Annotated in this window: 23 protein-coding genes; 7 read left to right on the forward strand and 16 right to left on the reverse strand. The window is 62.7% G+C overall.

Annotation, left to right across the window (positions count from 1 at the left end; all coding sequences use genetic code 11):
- The first annotated feature begins 5 nt into the window (after positions 1–5).
- The 7 genes from LDN75_RS05200 (at position 6) to LDN75_RS05230 (ending at position 6,328) form a co-directional block, all read left to right on the forward strand.
- Positions 6–1,175, forward strand: a complete 1,170-nt coding sequence (locus tag LDN75_RS05200) for a thiolase family protein (protein ID WP_223936096.1) — start codon at positions 6–8, stop codon at positions 1,173–1,175.
- A gap of 218 nt (positions 1,176–1,393) precedes the next feature.
- On the forward strand, positions 1,394–2,116 hold the full coding sequence (locus tag LDN75_RS05205) for a flavin reductase family protein (RefSeq protein ID WP_223936097.1): 723 nt from the start codon (positions 1,394–1,396) through the stop codon (positions 2,114–2,116).
- Positions 2,117–3,334: an alpha/beta fold hydrolase gene (locus LDN75_RS05210; RefSeq protein ID WP_223936098.1), complete on the forward strand. Its 1,218-nt coding sequence runs from the start codon at positions 2,117–2,119 to the stop codon at positions 3,332–3,334.
- Positions 3,335–3,388: 54 nt separating this feature from the next.
- On the forward strand, positions 3,389–4,177 hold the full coding sequence (locus tag LDN75_RS05215; protein ID WP_223936099.1) for an enoyl-CoA hydratase/isomerase family protein: 789 nt from the start codon (positions 3,389–3,391) through the stop codon (positions 4,175–4,177).
- A gap of 58 nt (positions 4,178–4,235) precedes the next feature.
- On the forward strand, positions 4,236–4,853 hold the full coding sequence (locus tag LDN75_RS05220; RefSeq protein ID WP_223936100.1) for a CGNR zinc finger domain-containing protein: 618 nt from the start codon (positions 4,236–4,238) through the stop codon (positions 4,851–4,853).
- 81 nt (positions 4,854–4,934) lie between these two features.
- The gene (locus LDN75_RS05225) at positions 4,935–5,816 is read left to right on the forward strand and encodes a sulfurtransferase (protein WP_223936101.1); all 882 of its coding nucleotides are present in this window, start codon (positions 4,935–4,937) and stop codon (positions 5,814–5,816) included.
- A 20-nt stretch (positions 5,817–5,836) separates the two neighbouring features.
- Positions 5,837–6,328, forward strand: a complete 492-nt coding sequence (locus LDN75_RS05230) for a PaaI family thioesterase (protein ID WP_223936102.1) — start codon at positions 5,837–5,839, stop codon at positions 6,326–6,328.
- Positions 6,329–6,484: 156 nt separating this feature from the next.
- On the opposite strand, the gene LDN75_RS05235 is transcribed toward LDN75_RS05230, so the two are convergent.
- From LDN75_RS05235 to bioA, 16 genes are all read right to left on the reverse strand, one after another.
- Positions 6,485–7,087 (reverse strand): TMEM175 family protein, encoded by a 603-nt coding sequence (locus tag LDN75_RS05235; RefSeq protein ID WP_223936103.1) that lies wholly within the window; start codon positions 7,085–7,087, stop codon positions 6,485–6,487.
- A 265-nt stretch (positions 7,088–7,352) separates the two neighbouring features.
- Positions 7,353–7,652, reverse strand: a complete 300-nt coding sequence (gene fdxA / locus LDN75_RS05240; RefSeq protein ID WP_223936104.1) for a ferredoxin — start codon at positions 7,650–7,652, stop codon at positions 7,353–7,355.
- Positions 7,653–7,658: 6 nt separating this feature from the next.
- On the reverse strand, positions 7,659–9,137 hold the full coding sequence (locus tag LDN75_RS05245; protein WP_223936105.1) for an aldehyde dehydrogenase family protein: 1,479 nt from the start codon (positions 9,135–9,137) through the stop codon (positions 7,659–7,661).
- Positions 9,138–9,170: 33 nt separating this feature from the next.
- Positions 9,171–10,022, reverse strand: coding sequence for an SDR family oxidoreductase (locus LDN75_RS05250; protein WP_223936106.1), 852 nt, complete (start codon positions 10,020–10,022; stop codon positions 9,171–9,173).
- Positions 10,022–11,002: a dihydrodipicolinate synthase family protein gene (locus LDN75_RS05255; RefSeq protein ID WP_223936107.1), complete on the reverse strand. Its 981-nt coding sequence runs from the start codon at positions 11,000–11,002 to the stop codon at positions 10,022–10,024. Before LDN75_RS05255 ends, LDN75_RS05250 begins: the two co-directional genes overlap by 1 nt.
- A 77-nt stretch (positions 11,003–11,079) precedes the next feature.
- Positions 11,080–11,901, reverse strand: a complete 822-nt coding sequence (locus tag LDN75_RS05260) for an enoyl-CoA hydratase-related protein (RefSeq protein ID WP_223936108.1) — start codon at positions 11,899–11,901, stop codon at positions 11,080–11,082.
- Positions 11,898–13,166 (reverse strand): CaiB/BaiF CoA-transferase family protein, encoded by a 1,269-nt coding sequence (locus tag LDN75_RS05265; RefSeq protein ID WP_223936109.1) that lies wholly within the window; start codon positions 13,164–13,166, stop codon positions 11,898–11,900. The genes LDN75_RS05260 and LDN75_RS05265 overlap by 4 nt, the downstream gene beginning before the upstream one ends.
- Positions 13,163–14,527 (reverse strand): FAD-dependent oxidoreductase, encoded by a 1,365-nt coding sequence (locus tag LDN75_RS05270; protein WP_223936110.1) that lies wholly within the window; start codon positions 14,525–14,527, stop codon positions 13,163–13,165. Before LDN75_RS05270 ends, LDN75_RS05265 begins: the two co-directional genes overlap by 4 nt.
- 10 nt (positions 14,528–14,537) lie before the next feature.
- Positions 14,538–15,869, reverse strand: a complete 1,332-nt coding sequence (locus LDN75_RS05275) for an MFS transporter (RefSeq protein WP_223936111.1) — start codon at positions 15,867–15,869, stop codon at positions 14,538–14,540.
- A gap of 163 nt (positions 15,870–16,032) precedes the next feature.
- A complete protein-coding gene (locus tag LDN75_RS05280) occupies positions 16,033–16,632 on the reverse strand; it encodes an XRE family transcriptional regulator (protein ID WP_223936112.1) in 600 nt (199 codons plus the stop codon).
- Between the two features lie 89 nt (positions 16,633–16,721).
- Positions 16,722–17,102, reverse strand: a complete 381-nt coding sequence (locus LDN75_RS05285; RefSeq protein WP_223936113.1) for an Hpt domain-containing protein — start codon at positions 17,100–17,102, stop codon at positions 16,722–16,724.
- 333 nt (positions 17,103–17,435) lie between these two features.
- The gene (locus tag LDN75_RS05290; RefSeq protein ID WP_223936114.1) at positions 17,436–17,909 is read right to left on the reverse strand and encodes a very short patch repair endonuclease; all 474 of its coding nucleotides are present in this window, start codon (positions 17,907–17,909) and stop codon (positions 17,436–17,438) included.
- Between the two features lie 10 nt (positions 17,910–17,919).
- Positions 17,920–19,050 carry a cytochrome P450 gene (locus tag LDN75_RS05295; RefSeq protein WP_223936115.1) on the reverse strand — a complete coding sequence of 377 codons (1,131 nt, stop codon included), beginning with the start codon at positions 19,048–19,050 and terminating at the stop codon, positions 17,920–17,922.
- A complete protein-coding gene (bioD, locus tag LDN75_RS05300) occupies positions 19,047–19,730 on the reverse strand; it encodes a dethiobiotin synthase (protein ID WP_223936116.1) in 684 nt (227 codons plus the stop codon). The genes LDN75_RS05295 and bioD overlap by 4 nt, the downstream gene beginning before the upstream one ends.
- A complete protein-coding gene (locus LDN75_RS05305) occupies positions 19,727–20,923 on the reverse strand; it encodes an 8-amino-7-oxononanoate synthase (protein ID WP_223936117.1) in 1,197 nt (398 codons plus the stop codon). Before LDN75_RS05305 ends, bioD begins: the two co-directional genes overlap by 4 nt.
- On the reverse strand, positions 20,920–22,248 hold the full coding sequence (gene bioA, locus LDN75_RS05310; RefSeq protein ID WP_223936118.1) for an adenosylmethionine--8-amino-7-oxononanoate transaminase: 1,329 nt from the start codon (positions 22,246–22,248) through the stop codon (positions 20,920–20,922). The genes LDN75_RS05305 and bioA overlap by 4 nt, the downstream gene beginning before the upstream one ends.
- Positions 22,249–22,398: the final 150 nt, after the last annotated feature.

Below are 22,398 nucleotides of genomic sequence, written 5' to 3' on the forward strand. Positions count from 1 at the left end.
GAAGCATGGCAAGCAGCTTCATCTACGACGGGATCCGTACCCCCTTTGGAAAATTCGGCAAATCATTGGCCGGCGTTCGTCCTGACGATTTGGCCTCCCATGTCGTCCGCGAAGTGGTGGACAGGCAGCCCGGGCTGGAAGCGGACAGGATTGACGAGGTGATCTTGGGCAACGCCAATGGTGCTGGAGAGGATAACCGCAATGTGGCACGCATGGCCGCGCTGCTCGCCGGGCTTCCGACCTCGGTGCCTGGCGTCACGGTCAATCGACTGTGCGGCTCCGGACTTGAGGCTGCGATCCAGGCAAGCCGTGCTGTGGAAATCGGGGATGCGGAGCTGATTGTTGCCGGGGGCGTTGAATCGATGAGCAGGGCGCCCTGGATCCTGGCAAAACCCGAGCGGGCGTATCCGGCCGGCCCTGAAACCCTGCACAGTTCGACGCTGGGCTGGCGAATGGTCAACCCCCGGATGAACGAGGCCTGGACCATCTCCAATGGCGAGACGGCTGAAATCCTGGCCGACAAGTTTGGCATATCAAGGACCGAGCAAGACCAGTTTGCCGTGAGAAGCCACAGCTTGGCTGCCAAGGCCTGGTCCGAGGGCATCTACGACGACGAAGTCGTGCCCCATCCGGATTCGGCGCTCCACACCGATGAGGGCGTGCGACCCGGCACCTCCGAGGTGGCCTTGGCTGGCCTGGAGCCGGCATTCCGTGACGGTGGCTCGGTAACGGCGGGCAATTCCTCTCCGCTCAATGATGGGGCAGCGGCTATGCTCATCGGCCGTGAGGGTGCCCTGGAAACAGAACCTCTGGCTCGCATCGTTTCACGCGGAGTGGCTGGCAACGATCCAAATATTTTCGGCATTGCGCCGGTAGAGGCTGCCAATCAGGCGTTGGCGCGGGCAGGGAAAACCTGGGCAGACGTGGACGTCGTGGAGCTCAACGAAGCGTTCGCCGCCCAAAGCCTGGCGTGCCTGCGGCTTTGGCCCGACCTGGACCCGGAGAAAGTGAATATCCATGGTGGAGCGTTGGCGCTGGGCCACCCGCTGGGGGCGTCCGGCTCCCGCATTCTTATCCACCTGGCGCGCGAGCTGAAGCGCCGTGGAGGCGGTGTTGGCGTTGCTGCCATCTGCATCGGTGTAGGGCAGGGGCTTGCTGTCGTTCTGGAGAGATAGCTGCCGTCCCCGCTCCCGCGCGGTTGCACCACTTAAGGCGTTTTGAAATTCTGAATCAACACTCTTGTCCGAAATAGGTAAAACGGATACGCTTACTTCAGCTGACTTTCACTAAGCTCCAAAACTTCCCATCACCGCAGGCCGCGCCGATGCAGCCTCAGGTCGCGTTTCTTCTACAGGAACGCCCCCACACTGACAAGGAAAGATACAGGCTCTCCATGATCATCAATAGTGCGGATCTCAACGCCGTCGACTCCTACAAACTCCTCATCGGAAGCATCATTCCCAGGGCTATCGCATGGGTGAGCACCGTCTCGCCCGACGGAGTGGCCAATCTTGCGCCCATTTCCTTCTTCACGGCGGTGGGGCGAAAGCCGCCCATGGTGTCGATCTCGCTGCAGCCGCGCTCAGACGGGAAGACCCTCAAGGACACGTTCGTCAACATTCGCGAAACGGGAAACTTTGTGGTCAACGTGGCGACGCTTCCACAGGCACACGCCCTGCACTCCTCGGCCTTCGAATTTCCCTCGGGTATCGACGAGTTTGAGGCCGTGGGTCTTGAAAAAGAGGCTTCACAAGCCGTGTCTGCGCCCAGGATCAAAGACGCCCCCATCGCAATGGAATGCATCGTTAACCGCATCATCCCTGTCGGCGAGATGAACGATCACGTGGTCTGGGGCGAAGTTGTCCGTTTCCATGTCAAGGACGAGCTTTACCTGGAACGAGGCCGGATTGATACGGCAGCAGTTACTGCCGTCGGGCGGTTGGCGGCTGAGTACACCCTGGTTGAAAACGTGTTCACCACGCCCCTCGAGGATGAACTCCTGAAGTCCAAGCACAATCAACGCATGGCACGGCTGGACGGTCAGCCGAATGACTGGTCACCCATCAATACAGCAGCCTGGTCCCCATCCGGCTCGACCCTCACCAAGGAGCAGTAGATGAGCACTGTAATGGAGCAGTTGCAGAAGCAGGACCCCTCGTTGACAACCACTGGCAGCGGCGACGTGGCCGTGCTTTTCATCCACGGATTCCTGGATGATCAGAGTGTCTGGGACGACGTCGTCTCTGAACTCGCCACCGCAAACGCCCAGTTTCTGAGGTTGGACCTGGCAGGGATGGGGGACCGGAGCGGGGACGAAGGCCCGTACAGCCTGGAGCGATACGCCGACGACGTCGCTCGGGTCGTGGCGGGTCTGGACAGGCCCGTCGTGGTCGTGGCGCAAAGCATGGGAACGTTGGTGGCTGAACTTGTTGCTGTCCGCCATCCAGGCAAGGTGGTGGGTGCTGTATTTGTTACCCCGGTGCCTTTGGCGGGGACCCACCTTCCTGAGGAAGCTGTTGGCCCTTTCCGGCATGTGGGCGGGGATGCAGAAGCCCAACGAGGGATCCGGAAGTACCTTGGCGGCGGGTTGAACGAGTTCGGGTTGGACAAGCTCACCTATATAGGGGGCCGCATCCGTCCAGAAGTCGTTACCCATCTCGTCGACTGCTGGAACGAAGGGATTCCGAACGCCCCTGCGGAGAGTGAATTTAGCTCACCAGTGTTAATAATCCGCGGTGACGCAGACCCGTTCGCCACCGCCGAGCTGGTCTCTTCAGCTGTCGCCCCGCGATTCCGACACGTCAAGGAGGAAGTGCTCAGTGGGGCGGGCCACTGGCCTCACGTCGAGCAGCCTCGGAACGTGGCAGGACTCATCGGGCGATTCCTCAAAGAAGTTTCTGAAGCCTCTGCCACTACGTCTGGCGGAGCAGACGCCCAGGGATGGATAAATGCCTTTGCCAGCAAATCCGCGGACGACTTCGGCGAGGCCTTCCACCGCGACGTTGTCCTTGAGGCCTCCGTCATCCGGTCGCCGATCACCGGCCGGGAGAACGTGAAAGCGGTAATGAGCGCAGCCAGCTCTATTTACGAATCGCTTGAGTTCACCCATCAAACCGTCAATGGGCCGCGCACCTACCTTGAATGGCAGGCCACCGCGTTCAGCGGTCTCAAAATCTATGGAGTCACTATCCTCACCAAGGACGAAGCCGGCCAGATCGTCTCGGCCGCCATCCACCATCGCCCGCTTGACGCAGCGCTCCGGTTTTCGGCTGAACTGGGGAAACGCCTCGGAAAGTCCGTGGGCGATGAATCCCGTTTCTACTCCGCCGACTGATTCCTTCGGATTCAGCTGGTTCGCAACTACTTCCTAGCGAAAGGGCTTATGCCAATGACCCACCTTACGTTCACGGTCCACGACCAGATTGCCACCATCATCCTGGACAATCCACCCCAGAACCGAATCGACCTCCAGATGGCGGACGAGCTTTCCGAAGCCATAACCGCGATAGGCAGGAGCGACGCCCGTGTGGTCATCATTCGGGCTGAAGGTGCGGACTTCAGCTTCGGAGGCGACATCATGACGTGGCCGGGCGCGGAAACGCGGGAGTTGCGTGCCTTGTTTGAGCGGTACATGTCAGTCTTCAACCAGTTGGAGCTGCTGCCGATGCCGGTGATTGCCGAAGTCCAGGGTCTTTGCTTTGGAGGAGGGTTTGAACTCGCCCTGCGGGCTGACCTCATTTTCGCAGCAGAATCAGCCGAGTTCGGGCATCCCGAACAAACTCTTGGCATCGTTACCCTCTTGGGTGGCATCTACCGGGTTGCCGAAAGGGCAGGCAAGAGCCGGGCAGCAGAATGGGCTATGACTTCGGAGAAAGTATCCGCTTCTGAAATGGACCGTGCAGGAGTCGTGAACCGCGTCGTTTCCGAGGACAAGCTCACGGAAGAAGTCTTGGCGTTTGCCCAGCGCATCGCCACCGGAGCTACACAGGCATACGCTGCGCATAAGGCACTCCTGAGAACCTGGTCGTTGGGCGGCGTCGCTGCGGCAGACCAAGCGATGTTCGATATCGCCATGCCGTTGTTTGAACGCGAAGACACCCAAACCGGGCTGAAATCGGCCGTGGAGGCACTGGAAGCGGGAAGGCCGCGCCCCGTGTTGGAATTTCAAGGGCGCTAATCGCACTTAACATGGTGGATGGCCAAGGGTGCCCTGAAAGTTGGCGAGAGGGGATGCAGTGAGCGACTGGAACGCGACGCAACGCTATGACATGGAATGTGCTCCTGGAGGGCTCGGTTTTGTGCATGACCTGCTCAACACGAAATCCGCTGGAAAGCCGCGAAGGACCGATTTGTTGCTTGATCTCGGGCTTGCCCAGGATTGGCTGGATGCTGGACTGAAACAGTGGGCACTGGCCACCGGCCGGCGTTATGTCGAAGTCAAACTTACGGAACGCGACCTGGAACACCTGCGGTACTTTCGTGATGAACTTGCAGGCACCCTAAACGCCGGAGGCGACCCGGACGCCGTCGTTGGTTCCGACATCGACGCTTTGCCCACAGTCTGGACGACCGCCACATCCTTGAGGCTCAAATCGAATGGCGAGATCCAAGCTGAACCGCAGGGAGCCGGAGCCGGGCATATTGAATCCCTGGCCATGACGGAGATTTTCCAGGCGCAACTGGCAGGGACCTGGCATCGGCTCAAACTGTGCCGCAGCGAAAAATGCAGGGTTGCGTTCTTTGATCGCTCACGCAACAACAGCGGCGTGTGGCATGACGTAAAAATCTGCGGAAACCCGGCGAATCTCCGGGCGCACCGGGCCCGAAAACTTGAATCAAGGCTCGTGAATTGACTCCCATTTCTGTTCGTTCGTGAACAGTGGGCAGAAGGGGTCTTTTCGCTCACCGGGCTATTAACCCCACTAAGGACCTCAATGCAAGCTTTACCTCCTGACAATTCCGCCCGAATCACTGAGTACGCGCATTCTGACAGACTGGTTACAGCCGAATGGCTTGTACGGCACATGGCTGATGACAGACTGGTCATCGTGGAGTCTGACGAGGATCCGCTTCTTTATGAACTGGGCCACATTCCGTCGGCCGTCAAAATTGATTGGCATACAGATCTGAACGATCCTGTTATCCGCGACTATTTGACAGGGTGGGAATTTGCCAATCTTATGGCGTCCAAGGGTATTTCTCGGGACAGCACCGTTGTCATTTATGGTGACAAGCACAACTGGTGGGCTGCCTATACCCTCTGGGTGTTCCGGCTCTTTGGCCATCCTGACGTCCGCTTGCTCGACGGCGGGCGGGAAACGTGGATCTCTGAAGGGCGTCCCCTCGAGACGTCGCTGCCGCCCGCCAGGACCGCAACGTCCTATCCGGTAGTCACGCGCGATGACTCGTCCATCCGGGCGTTCAAGGATGACGTCCAGGAACACCTCGGCCTATCCCTCATCGACATCCGCAGCCCTGAGGAGTACACGGGTGAGCGGACTTCAATTCCCGACTACCCGCAGGAGGGGGTCCTCCGTGGAGGGCATATCCCTGGGGCGCGCAATGTCCCGTGGGCGCGGGCTGTTTCGGATAATGGAACGTTCAGGCCGCGAAGGGAACTGGAGGAGATCTACTTCCATGAAATTGGCCTCAAGGTGGACGATGAAGTTATTACCTACTGCCGGATTGGTGAGCGTTCAAGCCATTCCTGGTTTGCCCTGACTTTCCTGTTGGGTATGGACCGGGTGAGGAACTACGACGGTTCCTGGACAGAATGGGGCAATGCAGTCCGGGCTCCCATAGCGGTAGGTAATTGAAGCGAACAAGAGGAGCATTAGTGAGCGAGCGTAAACGAGTCGTAGCCTGGGACGATCCGGCCATTGGCGCGGCTGCCATGCCCGGCATGAGCGGCTTGGAATACCTGCACGCAATGATGGGCAAAAAACTGCCACCCCCACCGATGGGCGAATTACTGAACATGACCCTGGTGGATGCGGCACCGGGCACTGCCACCTTTACCTGTGATCCCGACGAGTCCCATTACAACCCAATCGGCTCGGTTCACGGCGGGCTCCTATGCACCCTGCTCGATTCCGCCCTTGGTTGCGCCGTGCAGACGACCCTTCCCAAAGGCCAGGGTTACACCTCCATAGAGATTAAGGTGAACTACCTTCGCTCAGTGCTTGCTGACAGCGGCCCATTGACCTGTGTAGGCGTTGTATCGAAGCCCGGCAATCGCGTTGCCTTCGCGGACGCGACTGTCACCGACGCCAGAGGCAAGCTCGTAGCTACCGCCACAGGCTCCTTACTCGTCTTCACGATCGACTGATGTTGGATGAACATGTCAAGCCCGGCGGGGCTCTCCATGCCCGTTCGCTGGCTTCTGCCCTCTGAGTGAGCCGGTCGGAGATCGACCGCGAAGAGTAGACGTCCGTTGCCGAAAAGAGTCATAGTCCGGGAACGTGCACGTAGACCGCTTTACCGATTAGCCGGCGCCGTTGTCGCCTTGATGAGTCCTGGCGACAAAGTGCTCAACCCGGCGGTCCGGCACCAGCCAGATCAGCGCCACGACGGTGAAGATGGCGATCCCGAAAAGGGGCTGGATCGGTGTGACTGCGATGCCGACAGCATAGATCACGGGGGAGGCTTTGCCTTTCCAGTCACGGCCGAGAGCCCGGGCCAGGGCCCCGTCCCTGCCTTGGGCGGCGATCAGCCGACGTTCCAGGATGTAGTATGCGATCGCAGCACACAGCAGGTTGATTCCATACAACAGGACGGGGACCTGCACGAAGCCGGACTCATCCATCCACCGTGTCGTGAAGGGGAAGAGCGACAGCCAGAACAGCAGGTGCAAATTGGCCCAGAGGATCCCGCCGTTCACTCGCCCGGCCAGGTGGATCATGTGGTGGTGGTTGTTCCAGTAGATCCCGACATACACGAAGCTCAGAAGGTAGCTGAAAAGGGTCGGCAGAACTGCGGCAACACCCTCCCATGTTGGCGCTTCCGGGGTGTGCAGCTCCAGGACCATGATGGTGATGATGATGGCCAGTACGCCGTCACTGAACGCCTCGAGCCGGTTCTTGTTCACCGCCCCCGGTCCCGTCGCACGTGGCACTGCTTTCGGGTCACCCTGTCATCAGCCATAGTCGGCTCCTCTGAAGGTCTGCACTGTAGGGGGCGACACGCACCCGGTGGATAGAGTACACCCGTCTCTTTGGCGGGATGCGAAGGTAACGCCGTCGAGGGGGCGTGACAGCGTACGTGGACATTGAAGACGCCGCTTCACGTCGTTGATCGGTACGGCTTCCAAACCCGCGATGTTGGCTAGTTGGACTCGGCGTTGGCCAGACCGACTACAAGACCCGCACCGGGGCCGCGGTCACCACAGGATGATCGCGGCCCACGTCCTCGAAGATATCCGCCTCGAAGAACTCCGCGTTCGCCCTGACGTAGTCTGCCCACTCGTCAGGCACGTCCTCCGCGTAGTAGATCGCCTCTACGGGGCACACGGGATCGCATGCCCCGCAGTCAACGCACTCGGACGGATGGATGTAGAGCGAGCGTTCGCCCTCGTAGATGCAATCCACCGGGCATTCGTCAATGCACGCCTTGTCCTTCACATCCACGCAGGGCTGTGCGATCACGTAGCTCATGGCGTACTAAACACCGGTGTAGACGGTCTTGCCCCAGGTGTAGAAGTCCAGGGCGGACCTGCCTTGCTCGCGGAAGGTGTTGGTGGAGGAATCCTTCACGCCGCCGAAGGGGACGTTCAGGTCCAGCCCGGCAGTGGGCCGGTTGATCTTCACCACGCCAGCTTGCGCCCTGGCAGCGAAGTCCGTGGCGAGGGCCAGCGAGTCCGTGCAGATGCCGGCCGTGAGCCCGTAGCGGGAGTCATTGATGGCGGCGAGGCCGGTTTCATAGTCGGCCACTTCGAGAACGGCCACTACTGGACCGAAGATCTCTTCCGTTACGGCGGCGTCGTCGAACGGCAGCCCGGCGAGAATCGCCGCCGGGAAGAACAGCGCCCCGCTGGGGTCGCCGTCGTACTGTCCGTGCAGAAGTGTGGCCCCGCGTTCGACGGCGGTACGCACCGCTGCCTGGTCCTGCTCGAATTGCTGCCTGCTCACTACAGCGCCCATCCGGGCGTCGCCATCAAGTCCGTCACCGCTCGTGTAGTCGGCGGCCTCCTGCACCAAGGCCTCGAGGAAGGCGGAGCGGATGCCGGGCGTCACGTAGACGCGGGACGTTGCTGTGCACGCCTGTCCCGTCAGGCCGAATGCGCCTGCCGCTACTACCTTTGCAGCTTTGCGGGGATCGGCGTCATCCAGCACCAGCACACCGTTTTTGCCGCCCATTTCGAGCTGTACCCGGGCGCGCCGGGCATTGAGGATCTCCTGCAGCCCAAGGCCAACATTGGTGGAACCCGTGAACGACAAGCCGGCAATGCGGGGGTCCCGGGCCAGCGCGTCACCCACCACGCGGCCCTTCCCGTGCACCACGTTGAACACGCCGGAGGGCAGTCCGGCGTCCTGCAGGGCACGTGCCAGATGGGTGGTGGACAACGGAGTGAGCTCGGCGGGTTTGATCACCACGGCGTTGCCGCTGATCAGGGCAGGCGCGGTTTTCCATGCCGGAATGGCGATGGGAAAGTTCCACGGGGTAATGAGTCCCACCACGCCCAACGGTTCGCGACGCGTCGTGATGGTGGTGTCTGGCAGGCCGCTTGGCAACACTTCGCCGGTTGCTGCCCAGCCCAGCGAGCCGAAGAAGCGCAGCACGTCAGAGGCACGCTTGACCTCACCCTTTGCCTCCGCCAGCGTCTTTCCTTCCTCACGGACCAGGTCTTCGGCGATGGCGTGTTGGCGCTCGTTGAGCAGGTTTCCGGCCGCGATGAGGATGGCGCCCCGGGCTGGTGCTGGCAGGGCCGCCCATGACGGTTGGGCTGCGACGGCCGCGGTGATGGCGGCGTCCACGTCCTGGGCGCTGCCGCTGGGTGAGAGGGCTGCGAGTTCGCCTGGCCGGGCCGGATTCATTCGCTGTGTGTCCGCGTCTCCGAGCCATTGGCCATTGATGAGGTGCTGGGCGGTCATCGTCTGCGGGTCGGTGATCGCCTGCGGGTCAACTGCTGTGGAAGTCATGATGTTCCTTAGGATTTCGGGAGGGAGGGGTGGCTAGAGGCTACGGATGAGGCCGCCGTCGCACCTCAGCGCGACGCCGGTGATGTACGACGCCGGCGCGCTGCACAGGAAGGCGGCAGCCGCACCGAACTCAGCAGGTTCTCCATAGCGTCGGGCGGGGATGGTCTTGCGGGATTCGAGCTGGATGTCTTCCAGCGTGGTACCGCGTCGCTTGGCGGCGGCGTGGTCAAGTTGGGTGACCCGGTCGGTGGCGATGCGGCCTGGCAGAAGAAGGTTAACGGTGACCTCGTCCAAGGCAACTTCGGCAGCGAGGGTCTTGAGGTATCCGGCCAGGGCAGCCCGTCCGGTGTTGGAGACGGCGAGGTTGGGAAGCGGGGCTGTCACGCCGCTGGATCCGATAGCCAGGATCCGGCCCCATCGCCGTTCCCGCATACCCGGAAGTACCTGGGAAACCAAGGCGTGCTGCGGTTTGACCAGGAGATCAAACGCCGCTGCCATGTCATCGGAGCTCAGCGTGGCTGCGGCACCGGGTTTGGGGCCTGGGCCGTTGAGGACCAGGATATCGATGGGTCCCAAGTCCGCGACCGTCTGTTCGACTGCCGATTCGATGCCCTCGGGCGTGGTCAGGTCCGCCTCGATCGCCACGGCGTCAAAGCCCTTGGTCACGATGCCGGAAGCACCGGAAACACGGTTCCCGGAAGCACCGGCAGTACCAGTTCCGTACGCGGCCTGCAGTTCAGCGACGATCTCCTTTGCGCGGTCCCGACGACGGCCCACGATCGCCACGCGCACGCCTTCAGCAGCGAGGGCACGGGCCACGGCCAGGCCAAGCCCACCGGTGGAAGCGGCGACCAAGGCTGTCTTGCCCGCAATTCGTAGATCCATCAGAAGCTCCTTACCGGCAATGTGGCATTTTCAAGTGCAGCAGCTGCCTCACGAAGATGTGTGCCCATGCTCCCGCGCAGGACTTCGGGGAAGCCCGCTGCAGGGGCACGAACGCCAGAGTCCTTGATGAGTCCCCGTTCGCGCAGGCACTCCTTGCGAATAGCCAGCGCCACTTTCGCCTGCTGCTCAAAGTTGATCAGCGGCAGATAGGGGAGCAGTTCGCGCTGGGCTGCTTCATAGCCATCCTGCTGCCATGCCCGCACACACGCTATGAGGACTTCAGGGTAGGAGAAACCCGTCATTGCGCCTGCTGCGCCAGCCATCAGTTCGTCCAGGAGTCCCTGCCCGCCGAGGCCACCAAAGACTGAAATCCCGACGCCGGCACGCAGCTCCGCGATCGCGACGCTGGTGGGCGGTGCTTCGGCCTTGACCGCAATGACGAAATCACAAGAAGCCATCACCTTGATCAGTGCGGATGTGGGGATACTAACGCCACTCGCCAACGGATAGTCCTGCAGGACCACCTTGGCGCCGGTAGCCCGGTGGATGGCATCCAAGTGCGCAGTCACCGTCTCGGGCTTGGCAGAGTTAGCCTGCACCATCACAGCTGCCAGGCGTTCTCCGGCAACGTCCTGAGCTGCCCGGACTTCCTCGATGGCGGGCCGGGTGGCCAGGGCGGTCACGCCCACCACCAATGGCAGCGCGGTGCATTCGACGGCGGTTTCCAGCACTTGCCGGCGTTCCTCAGCCGTCAGTGCGGCTGCTTCGCCGAAGACTCCCAGTACGGTGAGTCCCGTGGCGCCGATGGCCTCGTAATGCTCCACGAGCTCGGACAAACTGTCCAGGTCCACGTCCAGCGTGCTGCCTTGGAATGGCGTGGCGACAACGCCCCACACTCCTGGAGCCAAAGATTCACGGTGCTGTACTGCGTAGTTTAGGAATTCGGGATTTAGGGATTCGGGCGCGACTGATGGCGGCATCGGTATCTCCTCTACTTCGTTCTAAATGGTTTCTGTAGGCAGGGCAGGTCAGTGGTCGTGCCGGTTCACTGAGCCGTTCAACGCCCCGGCCAGACTGGGGGGCGCTTTTCCTGGAAAGCACGCACTCCCTCTGCGGAGTCTTCACTGTCCAGCGCCCCCATAAGAGCCGGAAGTCGCAGGCCGCGGGCTTCCCTGGCCGTCAGGTGGGAGGTCTGCGTCACCATCTGCTTCACCGCGCGGACTGAGGTGGGGGCGCAGGCAACGATCTGGTCCACCCAGCGCTGCACAGCGGCGTCGAGCTCTTCGGCAGGAACAACTTCGTTGACCAGCCCCATGGACTGCATCTCGGCAGCGTCTGCCTTGCGGCCTGTCAGGAGCATCCCCATGGCCTGCGTATAGGGGATCCGCCGCACCAACTGGTGGATGCCGCCGTCGAGCGCCAATCGCCCAACGCGAGGTTCCGTCAAGCCGAACTTTGCGGTGTCGGCGGCCACCACAATGTCGGCACCCAGCACCATTTCCATCCCGCCGCCCAAGGCGTAGCCGTTGACCCGGGCTATCACGGGGATGTCCAAACTGGTGCGCAGGCTCAGGCCACCGAAGCCGTTGGGGTCCAGGCCGGCCCAATATTCCAATCCGGTCTTGTCCACGGCGGACGCCGACATGTCAGCACCAACGCAGAAGGCACGGGACCCGGCACCGGTGATGACAACCGCACGTACGGACGGATCCTGCTCAAGCTGGGCCCAGATCTCGTTTAGCCGTGCATGGGTGGTGCCATCCACGGCGTTGAGGACGTGTTGACGATCGATGACCACAGTTGCCACGTGGTTCTCGATGGTCAGCGTCACAACATCCACCGGCGCCTCCACCGAGGCTTGGACAGCTGTGGCCGTCACCGCAAGACCCCCAGCTGCTGCAGGCGCTCGATCGTCTCGTGGTCGAAGCCGTTCTCCAGCAGGACCTCCACATTGTGCTCCCCGAGGCGCGGTGCGGCGCGGCGGATGGTGGGCGGAGTGGCGGAGAGCCGGATGGGAGCGTTCAGCATACGGACAGTGCCGACGCCGGGGTGCTCTGCTTCCACGATCATCCCGTTGGCCTCTGTTTGCGCGTCCGCCAAGGCCTGTTCGAGGGTGTGCACGGGGGCATTCAGCAGCCCCTGCTCCTCAAGCTGCTGTGTCCAATACTCAGTGGTATTGGTGGCGATGCGCTCGCGGAAGATGGCCTGCAGTCCGGGCTTGTTCTTGAATTGCTGCTCAAGGTTGGAGAATTCGGGCCGCCGGGTGAGGTCCTCGTCCAAGCCAAGGGCTTCAGAAATCCTGGCCAGGGGATCGGGCGTGAAACCACCCACCATGCATACGGCGCCGTCGGTGGTTTCGAAGACACCGCTCAGCGGCATGGCGCCCCAGTTGACCTCGTAGCCGCGGTTGAGCTGCATGCACGCTTCCTGCATCTGCAGGTGCAGCATGGAGTCGTACATAGTCACTTCCACCTTCTGGCCCACTCCTGACGCTTCGCGCGTGCGCAGTGCCAGAAGGATGCCCTGCATGAGGTGCATGCCGGTGATGTAGTCGCACAGGGTGGTGGGGTAGATGGAGGGCTTGGCGTCATCGGATTCGCGGCGCCACATCACTCCCGAATACGCTTGCGCGATCGCGTCCTGGCCACCTTTATGGGCGTAGGGCCCCTCGGGGCCGAAACCCGTGCCCGAGGCCCAGATGATTCCCGGGTTCGCAGCTTTCAGGTCCTCGTAGCCGAAGCCCATCCGTTCCATGACTCCGGAGCGGAAGTTGCTGACCACTACGTCTGCATCAGCTATGAGCCGGTGCAGCACCTCACGCCCTTCGTCGGTGCGGGTGTCCACGGAGACGCTGCGCTTGTTCCGGTTGATGGACAGGAAGATCGGGTTGTCCTGGCCATCTTGATCCGGGAAGGAATTGCGCGAAATATCGCCTGCGCCAGGACGTTCCACCTTGATGATGTCTGCCCCATAATCGCCCAGCAGTTGGGTGCAGGACGGACCCATGAACACCTGGGTGAAGTCCACGATTTTGATGCCGTCAAGCGGCAGCGGGGTAACTGCCGCAGCAGCTGAGGCGCCGGCGGCAGCGGCGGCAGGGGCCGTCGTCGTGCTTTCAGTCTGGTCGAGGAGAACGGTGCTCATGCCGGCACCGCCTCGTTGGAGTCCACGGTAGCGTTCGACGACGGGACGTCGCCTGGGTCAGCACCATGCCGGCGCATGCCCTGCTGGATATCCAGCGCGGAGACGTCGCGGACCAACACGTTGTTCTCCACGGCGAGGGCGGCCGCAACGCCGACGGCCTGTCCCATTGCCATGCAGGGCGGGATTTCGCGCGACATTTTCTGTGCCTCGGGGGTGGCGGAGTAGTGGCGGCCGGCGACCAGGAGCTGGTCCACTTCCTTGGGGAGCAGCGAGCGGTACGGGTAGTAGTAGTCACGGCCGCGGGCAACGGTGTCCGCGAAGTGGCGCCGCTGGGTGACGTCGTCCTTGGTCATGACGTACTCGCCTTGCAGGAGCCGGGTCTGGCGGACTCCCATCTGGGAGGCTACGTCCAGCATGTAGCAGTTTTCGAAGCCAGGCAGGTTGGCGCGGACGTATTCTACGGCCTCGGAGATGCGGTCACGGGCGGCGAACTCAGCAGCAGTCATGTCCGCCGGGTCAACGCCGTCGAATCCGCTCATGTGCGGGGCGTTGCACCAGACCACGCCGTCGATGGGTGTCTTGAGCCACCAGAGTTCCCAGGCGCCGCCGAGGAGGCGCTTGATCTTGCGGTTGATGGCGCGCGCTTCCTTCGGGTTGGCTTGTTCGAAGGCTTCGGCTGCCTTGGTGTTCACATTGCCCAATCGGAAAACGAGCGTGGTGAGGTAGTTGTCCTTGGCGTAGCTGGCGCCGGCGCGGGAGGCGACGTCGATGTCGCCGGTGGTGTCGATCACGACGTCGGCCATGAACGCCTGCGGGCCGAGTTTCGTTTCGCAGATGACGCCCTTGATCACGCCGTTGTCCACAATGGGACGGGAGAACCAGGAGTGCAGGCGGAGGTCCACGCCGGCCTCTCGGACGAGGTCGTTGGAGACGCGCTTCCAACCGTCGGGATCGAAAGCCGCGGCGTAGCAGATGGGCTTGGGGTTGGTGTGCGAGTGGAAATCGAAGGTGCCGTAGCGGCCCCACTTGTTCCAGAGTTCCTCGGAAGTCTTGCGGTCATCGGCGGGCGGGACGATTGCCAGGCCAAGCTTTTGCAAGCGCTCCACGTACTCGGAGACGATGCCGGTGACGGTGATTTCCTGGCCATTGATCATGTCATCGAGAACCAGGACCATACCGCCGGAAGCGAGTCCGCCCAAGGATGAGTAGCGTTCCAGGAGCGTGACTTTGGCTCCTGAGCGGGCGGCGGTAACCGCTGCGGCGACGCCTGCGGGACCACCTCCGACTACCAGGACGTCGGATCGTGAGATGACGGGGGCGGTGAGGTCCGCCGTCGTAGTGCTGAGTTCAAGGGTGTTCATGGGAGGTTCCTTACTTTCCGACGAAGATGCCGTTGGAGCGGCGTGCGGCGAGGTAGAAAACGATGCTGAGGATGGAGAGGACGGCCACGTAGACCGGGAAGATCCAGGTGAGGTTCAGGGACTGGAACCAGACCAAAAGGTAGGAGGCGGTGCCACCGAAGAGTGCCACGCCGATGCCATAGCCCAAGGCGACGCCGGTGCCGCGGATGTTCTTGGGCATCAGGGATGAGCTGACCACGTTGTAAAGGGTCATGTTCAGGACCAGGACGATTGAGCCGCCCAGGAGGACTGCGGCGAATCCGCCAATTCCGGGCTGAACGTACATCAGCATGAGGAACACGGACGGGATGGCGAGGATGCGGGTCACCAGGAACCACTTGGACATCGCCTTGCCGTCGGCCAACTTGCCGATGATCCAGCTGCCAACCACCAGGATGGCGCCCAGGATGGTGGTGAGGGCAAACACCGCGGTGGGGTCTTCCTTGAAACCGCTGCGGGCTGCGCTGGGAAGGCCAACGTTCCAGGCGTAGTTGTAGGCCTGTGCTGCACCCACCACGAAGATGATGGCAAGGACGGAGAGCCAGTGCCTACGGACTCCGGACCACACGGCACGCGGCGTGTTCGTGGCCATTTCCTCGGCCTTGAGGGTTTCCGGCAGGGAACGGCGCAGGTAGAGCACCACGAAACCGAAGGCTGCGCCGATGATGAACGGTACGCGCCAGCCCCAATCGGCCATGGCTGCGCCGCCGAGGACAAGGCTGCAAAGGAAGCTCACCAGCGAGGCCAGCAGGATGCCGATGTTCACGTAGAAGGACATGATGCCGGCGACGTAGCCTTCGCGGCCTTCCGGGGCAAGCTCCACAGCGTGGGAGGTGGAGAGCGGGGCTTCGATTCCTGTGGAGATACCTTGCAGGACGCGGCACACCAGCAGGATGACGCCGGCCCAGGCGCCGATGGTGGCGTAGTTGGGTGTGATGGCAATGATCAGCGTGGTGCCGGCCATGAGCATGATGGACAAGAGCATGACCCGACGCCGGCCGATCCGGTCTGCGAGCGTCCCCAGCAGTATGCCGCCCAAGGGGCGGAAGGCGAACCCGACGGCGAACACGGCCAGCGCGTTCAGGGTGGCGGAGAGTGGCTCTGTGTTGGGGAAGAAGTTCGGTCCGATGAAGGCTGACAGGAGGCCGAAGACCATCCAGTCGTACCATTCAAGGGCGTTGCCGAGGCCAAGGCCCAACAGTCCTTTGCGGACCTGGGGAGTGAACTTTGGGTTCTTTGTGGGGGAGGAGTGGCTGGTGCTTGGTGACGGGACGGCGTTGTCCGTCGTTTGGGTGTTGAGCATGGAAGTGTCCTTACGCTGACGCCACGGAGGGCGTGGGAGGGTATGACGCAGGAACGCCTGTTGGAGGAGGCGTGTTGTGCGAAAGTGGCAAGGATTGTCTGCGGCCACGGTTCGTGTCCGGACAGTTAAGGGAAAACGCTGGCGCCGTTGAGGGGCAGCAGTGTTACCACGCGTGTGGTGCGTTGACCCAGATGGCTACGCATACCTCTTCGTAGCTGTTCTTGTACCAGTGGGGGATTTCTGAGGAGTAGGTGATCGAGTCGCCCTCTTCCAGGCTGTAGCAGACGCCGTCGAGATAGACGTCCTTACGGCCGGAAATGATGTAGCAGAACTCTTCACCGCTGTGGGTAAAAGGGGTTGCGCTGGTGTCGTGCCCTGGGGGCGTGCTGATCCACTGCGCTTCGATGCTTCCGTCGCGGTTGGGAGTCAGCAGTTCGTGTACGGCTTCGCCCACGGATTCACGGGTGACGTTCTTCAGGTTGCGTCGTTCGGATCTGCGGACCACGGGTGAGGTGGATTGGTCCTGGCCAATGAAGAATCTCCCTACGGGGATATCCAGGCCGTGGGCCAATTGGGCGAGGGTGGTAAAGGAAGGGTTGGCCATTCCGCGTTCGATTTGGCTGACGATCGCCTGGCTGAGGCCCGTGATGTCCGAGAGTTGGGCGAGGGTCATGCCCTTTGCCTTGCGCATGGTGCGCACCTTGTTCCCCACAGTTGCCAGCAGTTCGCTGGTGGCTGGCGGTGCAGGAGTCTCGGTAGTCATTGCCGCATCCTTCGTTGGTGAGCTAACTCACACAACTATAGTGAAGATTTTTAGCGAGTCAACGGTTTTCTTTATTTTCGTGAAGATCTTTACGAAAGTGGTGTTTGGAGTTCGCAGATCGTTCCGAAGACGAATGCCTCGATCAAGTTCACTTGGGGCCTAAGTTCCTGAAGGTGGCTGGCGTTGGGGAGGAGCCTGATGCTGATCTCCAATTCAGTGGCCAAGCGGCGCATGCAGATGGCGCCCACCATCTCGCTGGATGTCTTCAGGCTTAGCACCGCGTCCATGGCATCTTCCATGTCCAGGTTGTTCAGCGCGTGATGCAGGCGGCCAACCCGCCACGGCAGGAGGTCTATGTAGCTGCGGACGAACCTGTTGACGATGGATTGGTCTCCGCCAAGTTCTGCCTGGAGTTCGGTGAGGACCGTGGGATCAACCAGTGAGTCTGTGCACTCGTCATACTCAGACACCAAACCCCTCCCGCCTCCGAGCAATAGATTCACGATTCAACAGTAGGTCTCGGGGAACATTTGGAACGCCCGGAATCGAAAGCTTGATCCAATCTTGAGCGGACTCAGAGGGAGTCTTGATCAGAGGCCCCGAAAGTAAGTAAAGGAAATGGAGTAATCGCCGAGAGCGGGGGATCAGGGCGTGGGCACAGAAACGGGAATCAGCATGAACGGTGGTGTTCGGCCCTCGGTGGGTCTCATGGTCATCATCGTGTTTTGCCTGACGGTGCTGCTTGGTATTGGCGGATCGTCAGCATATGCGTTGTGGGAGCAGGGCTCCCGTACCGCCACTGATCAGTCGGCGGAATCTTCGGGATTCAAGGCGCCATAGGGCGTTCCGCCCTCCAAAAACACTGTCAGCCGTTCTTCGAGGACTGAGCTGTTCCGCAGCTCGCACTCCCACACGGTCAGCACGTCCCAACCATCGGCGCGCAGTTGTTCCCTCTGGGCCAGATCGCGTTCACGGGTCCGGGTGCGCTTGGCCTCCCAGAACTCCGCATTGGCAGCGGGAGAGTGCAGTCCTACCTTGCAGTCATGGAAGTGCCAGAAGCAGCCGTTGACGAAAATGACCTTATGGCGGCTGGAGAACACCAAATCAGGGCGACCCGGCAGCTTGGTCCCGCCAGCCTGCCCGTGCAGCCGATAACGGTAGCCCTTGGCATGCAGGAGTTTGCGCACCAGTAACTCGGGCTTGGTGTTCTTGCCCCGGATCCTGGACATGTTTCGGCTGCGCTGCTCCGGCGTCAGCAAGTCCCGGCTCTCGCCCATAAAGTCCAGCCTACCCAGGCATCACTGTCACTGTCCGGGGAGCCTGGAACGATAGCAAACGGAGCCATTCGGGGTTTGGGTCGCGGAGTCGGGCGCCCTTGAGGGCCGCAGTAGTTTCCTGAACCACGACGGCGGCCTCCAGTTCGGCGAGTTTCGCACCAAGGCAGCGGTGGATTCCTGAGCCAAAGGCCAGGCCGTAGGGCGTGGGTCCTTGGTGTTCGGCGCTTTCCCCGGCTGCCCACGGAAAGCCGTGGTTCCCCGTCAACTCCACCAGGATTTCTTCCCCGGCAAGCACTGGCTCGCCGTTGAGCTCCGTATCGCGGGTGGCCACCCTGCGCCATGTAGGCACGGAAGACTCAGTGGCCAGCACATGCCGGACAATGTCCCGGGACTTGGCACTGGAGGATGCCTCGTCCCAGGTGATTCCCCGGGAGCCTTCGGCCAGCCGGAAGAGCGTGGTGCTGATGAGCTGCGTGGTGGTCTCCTGGCCTGCGATGAGCAGGAAGTAGCCCAGTGAACAGATCTCCGGCGTGCTGAGGCCGTGGTCTGCGAGTGCCCTGAAGAGGTTGGATGTACCCTCGAGTGCAGGCGCGGCCACGGCTTCCAGGACCAGCTCGCGCAGCCAGGTGTAGAAGTCCGCCGCCGTGTGGGCCAGTTCCAGCTGACGTTCAGGATCCGGCCAGCCCCAGAAAAGCTCAAGCGAGTCCAGGCTCCATGCCTTCAACTGGGGAAGGTCCCGGACGGGTAGGCCCAGCATTTCGAGCATGACGACTGCCGGGGGATAGGCGGCCACTGCCTGCACCAAATCAACGTTTCCTGCAGAGTCCAGGAGCCGGGCTGCGGCGGCGGCTGACTCCCGGGAGAGCTGCCGGATGCGCGGTTCCATGGCAGCAACTTTGGCGGGAGTGAAGAAGCCCGCCACCACTTTGCGGATAGCGGCGTGTGATGGGGAGTGGTTGCTGGCCAGGACCGGTGGAAGGGCGAACCGTGCCTTCTGCAGGATGCGGAGGGCCTGGCCGCTCAGCGGTGTCACGGCCAGCAGCGCGTTGGCTGGGCTGAAGTCGCCAGGGCGGTGAAGGACCTCGCGGACGGTGTCCGGATCGCGTAACACCTTGTACGGGCATGTGGTCACGGTGCTCATGCCGGCACCCCCACAAGCCACGAGGCCGCCTGTTCGCGAAACACCTCGGGGGCCAACCCTGCGGCTTCGTGCCGGATGGCACCCAGCAGCGGCACCGGCCAGTCCGAGATGGTGGCGCGGTTGCTGCGCTCCACAGCCCCGGGGACGGCGGGCCAACTCCCAAGCACCACTCCCACTACCGGCAAGCCCCGTCGGTCCAGGGCCTCCAGCGTCAGCGCCGTGTGGTTCAAGGTGCCCAGCGATGGCCGCGCCACCACGGCGAACCCAGCCGAATCGCCCAGGAGTGTGCCCAGGTCAGCCAGCGTCCCGCCGTCGTGGTCCAACTCAACCAGCACCCCGCCTGCACCTTCCACGAGAACATGGTCATGGGTGTTGGCCAGTGCGCGGATTCGCTCGGCATGCGAAGCAAGCTGCGGCAGCACCACTTCGTCACAGGCAGCAGCGGGGACGGGAGCCAACGGCTGTTCCAGGACGACGCCGGCCTCGGCCGTGAGTGGGCCGGCAAGCCGCACCACTTCCGCGCAGTCCGAATCGCCGTCGACGTTGCCGCTTTGGCAGGGCTTGTAGACGGCCACCGAGCAGCCGCGTTGCGTGAGCGCTGCGGCGAGTGCCGCCGTCGTGATGGTCTTCCCGACGCCGGTATCAGTACCGGTCACCAGGATGATGCGTGGAAGTTTCATGAGGTTCGCTCCAGGATGTCGCGCAGCACTGCGCAGGCGTGGTCGAGGTCATTGGGGGTGAGGTTTGCCCGGGCCGTCAGGCGCAGGCGGGAGATGCCGTCGGGCACTGAAGGTGGACGGAAACACCCCACCTGGACGCCGGCAGCCAAGGCGGCTTGGCTCGCAGCCAAGGCCGCTTCCGCCGAGGCCATGGGGATGGATTGCACTGCTCCGGCAGAGCGCTCGACGGCGGCTGGGCGTTCCAGCGCGGGTGGCAGTTGGGCGGCGAGGGCGGCTGCGTTGTGGTGGACAGCCGCGGCGCGCCAAGGTTCCTGCCGGATGATTCCGACGGCGGCCATCGCAGCAGCCGCGGCGGGCGGGGCCAACGCGGTGTCGAAAATGAAGCTTCGCGAACGGTTCACGAGGTGCTCGCGCAGCAGCTTGGAACCGAGCACCGCACCGCCCTGACTGCCCAATGCTTTGGACAAGGTGGCCGTGCGGACGACGCCGGGATGGTCCGCCAGGCTGGTGCCCGCCACAGCGCCGCGCCCTTGAAAGGCGCCAAGGCCGGCAACACCCAGGCTGTGGGCCTCGTCGATCAGCAGCACGGCATCGTTTTCTTCGGCCAGGCTGAACAACTCCGCCAAGGGAGCAGCGTCCCCGCCCACGCTGTAGATGGACTCCACCACCACCAAGGCCCGTGGTTGTGTCCGCCCATACAGGAGCCGTGCCGCGTCCGCTGCATCATTGTGCTTGAATTCCCGCACTTCAGAGCGGCTCAGCCTAAAACCATCGATCAACGAGGCATGGCAGTACTCGTCCGCCACAATCAGTGTTCCGGGACCACCCAGGGCCGTGGTGACACCCAGATTAGCCAGGTAGCCGGAGGAGAACACCAACGCAGCCTCTGCTCCGGTCAGCGCAGCCAGCTGGTCCTCCAACTCGAGATGCAGTTCCGTGGTGCCTGTCACCAGCCGGGACGATGCAGCTCCAGTGCCCCACCGCCTGATCGCGTCAGTGGCGGCTTCCGCCAGGCGCGGGTCCGTGGACAGGCCAAGGTAGTCGTTGCTGGCGAGGTCGATCATCCGGCGCTGTCCGCCGCTGTCACTGCCGTGGGCGCCCTGCGGGCCACGCACTGACGGCTTCCTAACCAGCCCCCGGCGCTCGCGGACCCCGGCCTGTTGTTCCAGCCAGGCGGTCATGGAGACGCTCATGCTCTGGCCTCCAGCCTGTCTGCGGCGGCGGAAACTGCAGCCACCATGCCCGCGGTGATGGTCCTGATCTGGGAGGCTGAGCTGATGTACGGCGGCATCGTATAGACAAGGTTGCGGAACGGGCGGACCCACACGCCGTGCTCCACGGCAGCCCGGGTCACTGCGGCGACGTCCACCGCGTCCGCCAACTCAATGACGCCCACGGCGCCGATAGTCCGGACGTCCCTCACGCCGTCGAGCACCAACGCCGGGGCCAGTCCCTCCCCGAGTCCTGCGCCCAGGCGCTCAACGTCCGCACGCCAATCTCCGTCCCGCAGCAGCCCCAGGCTCGCATTGGCAACGGCGCAGGCGAGCGGATTTCCCATGAAGGTGGGGCCATGAAGGAGCGCACCGGCAGCACCGCCGGAGACCACCCGGGCAACCTCACCCGTGCACAAAGTTGCCGCCAGCGTCATGTACCCACCCGTGAGGGCCTTGCCCACACACAGGATGTCCGGGACGGTGCCGGAATGAGTCGCCGCGAACAACGCGCCCGTTCGGCCAAAGCCCGTGGCGATCTCGTCCAGAATGAGCAGCAGCCCATACTCATCAGCCACCTCACGGAGGATCCGCACACACTCGGCGGGGTAGATGAACATGCCTCCGGCCCCCTGCAGGACAGGCTCCACGATGATCGCCGCCAGCTCATTGGAATGCTCGCGGGCCAGCGCCTCCACTGACGTCCGCCAGTCACTGATGCTTGTTGGCGTGGCCGTCGCCGCGGCTGGAGGACGCGGCGCGAACACATTGCCCGCCAACAGGCCAGGGAAGGCTGAGTGCATTCCGTCAACGGGATCACAAACGCCCATCGCCGCGAAGGTGTCGCCGTGATACCCGCCGCGGACAGTCAGGAAACGTTGCCGCTGCGGGCGCCCCGACGCCGTCTGGAACTGCACAGCCAGCTTCAGGGCCACCTCCACCGAGATGGAACCCGAATCTGCCAGGAACACGCGCTCCAGCTGTCGGCCGGACTCCCCTGGTGCCATAGCCAGCAGGTTCTCAGCAAGATCCACAGCGGGCTGATGCGTCAATCCGCCGAACATCACATGGCTGAAGGAGCCCAGCTGGCGCTGAACCGAAGCATCCAGCACAGGATGGCGGTATCCATGGATCACCGACCACCACGACGACATCGCATCCAGCACCTCATGAATGCGGCCGTCCTCGTCCCGCAAGCGCAGCGCCACGCCGTCGGCCGCCTCAACTTCCCAAAGCGGGAGTGTCCCGGAAGCCGGAGCGTAAGGATGCCACAGGCTCGCCCGGTCCCGTTCGATCAGGGAACTCATCGGGACACCAGTCCGTGGCGCGAGCACTCGGCCGACCATCCCAACGGCGTCACCTGTACCTTCATGCGGCGGCGGCACTGCGCGCAATAGCGGGGCGGCTCCATCGCCAACCGTTGCTGGCAGCCCTGGTGAGCGTCCGACGTCGGGCGC

Source organism: Arthrobacter sp. StoSoilB5 (assembly GCF_019977235.1).
Taxonomy (GTDB): Bacteria; Actinomycetota; Actinomycetes; order Actinomycetales; family Micrococcaceae; genus Arthrobacter.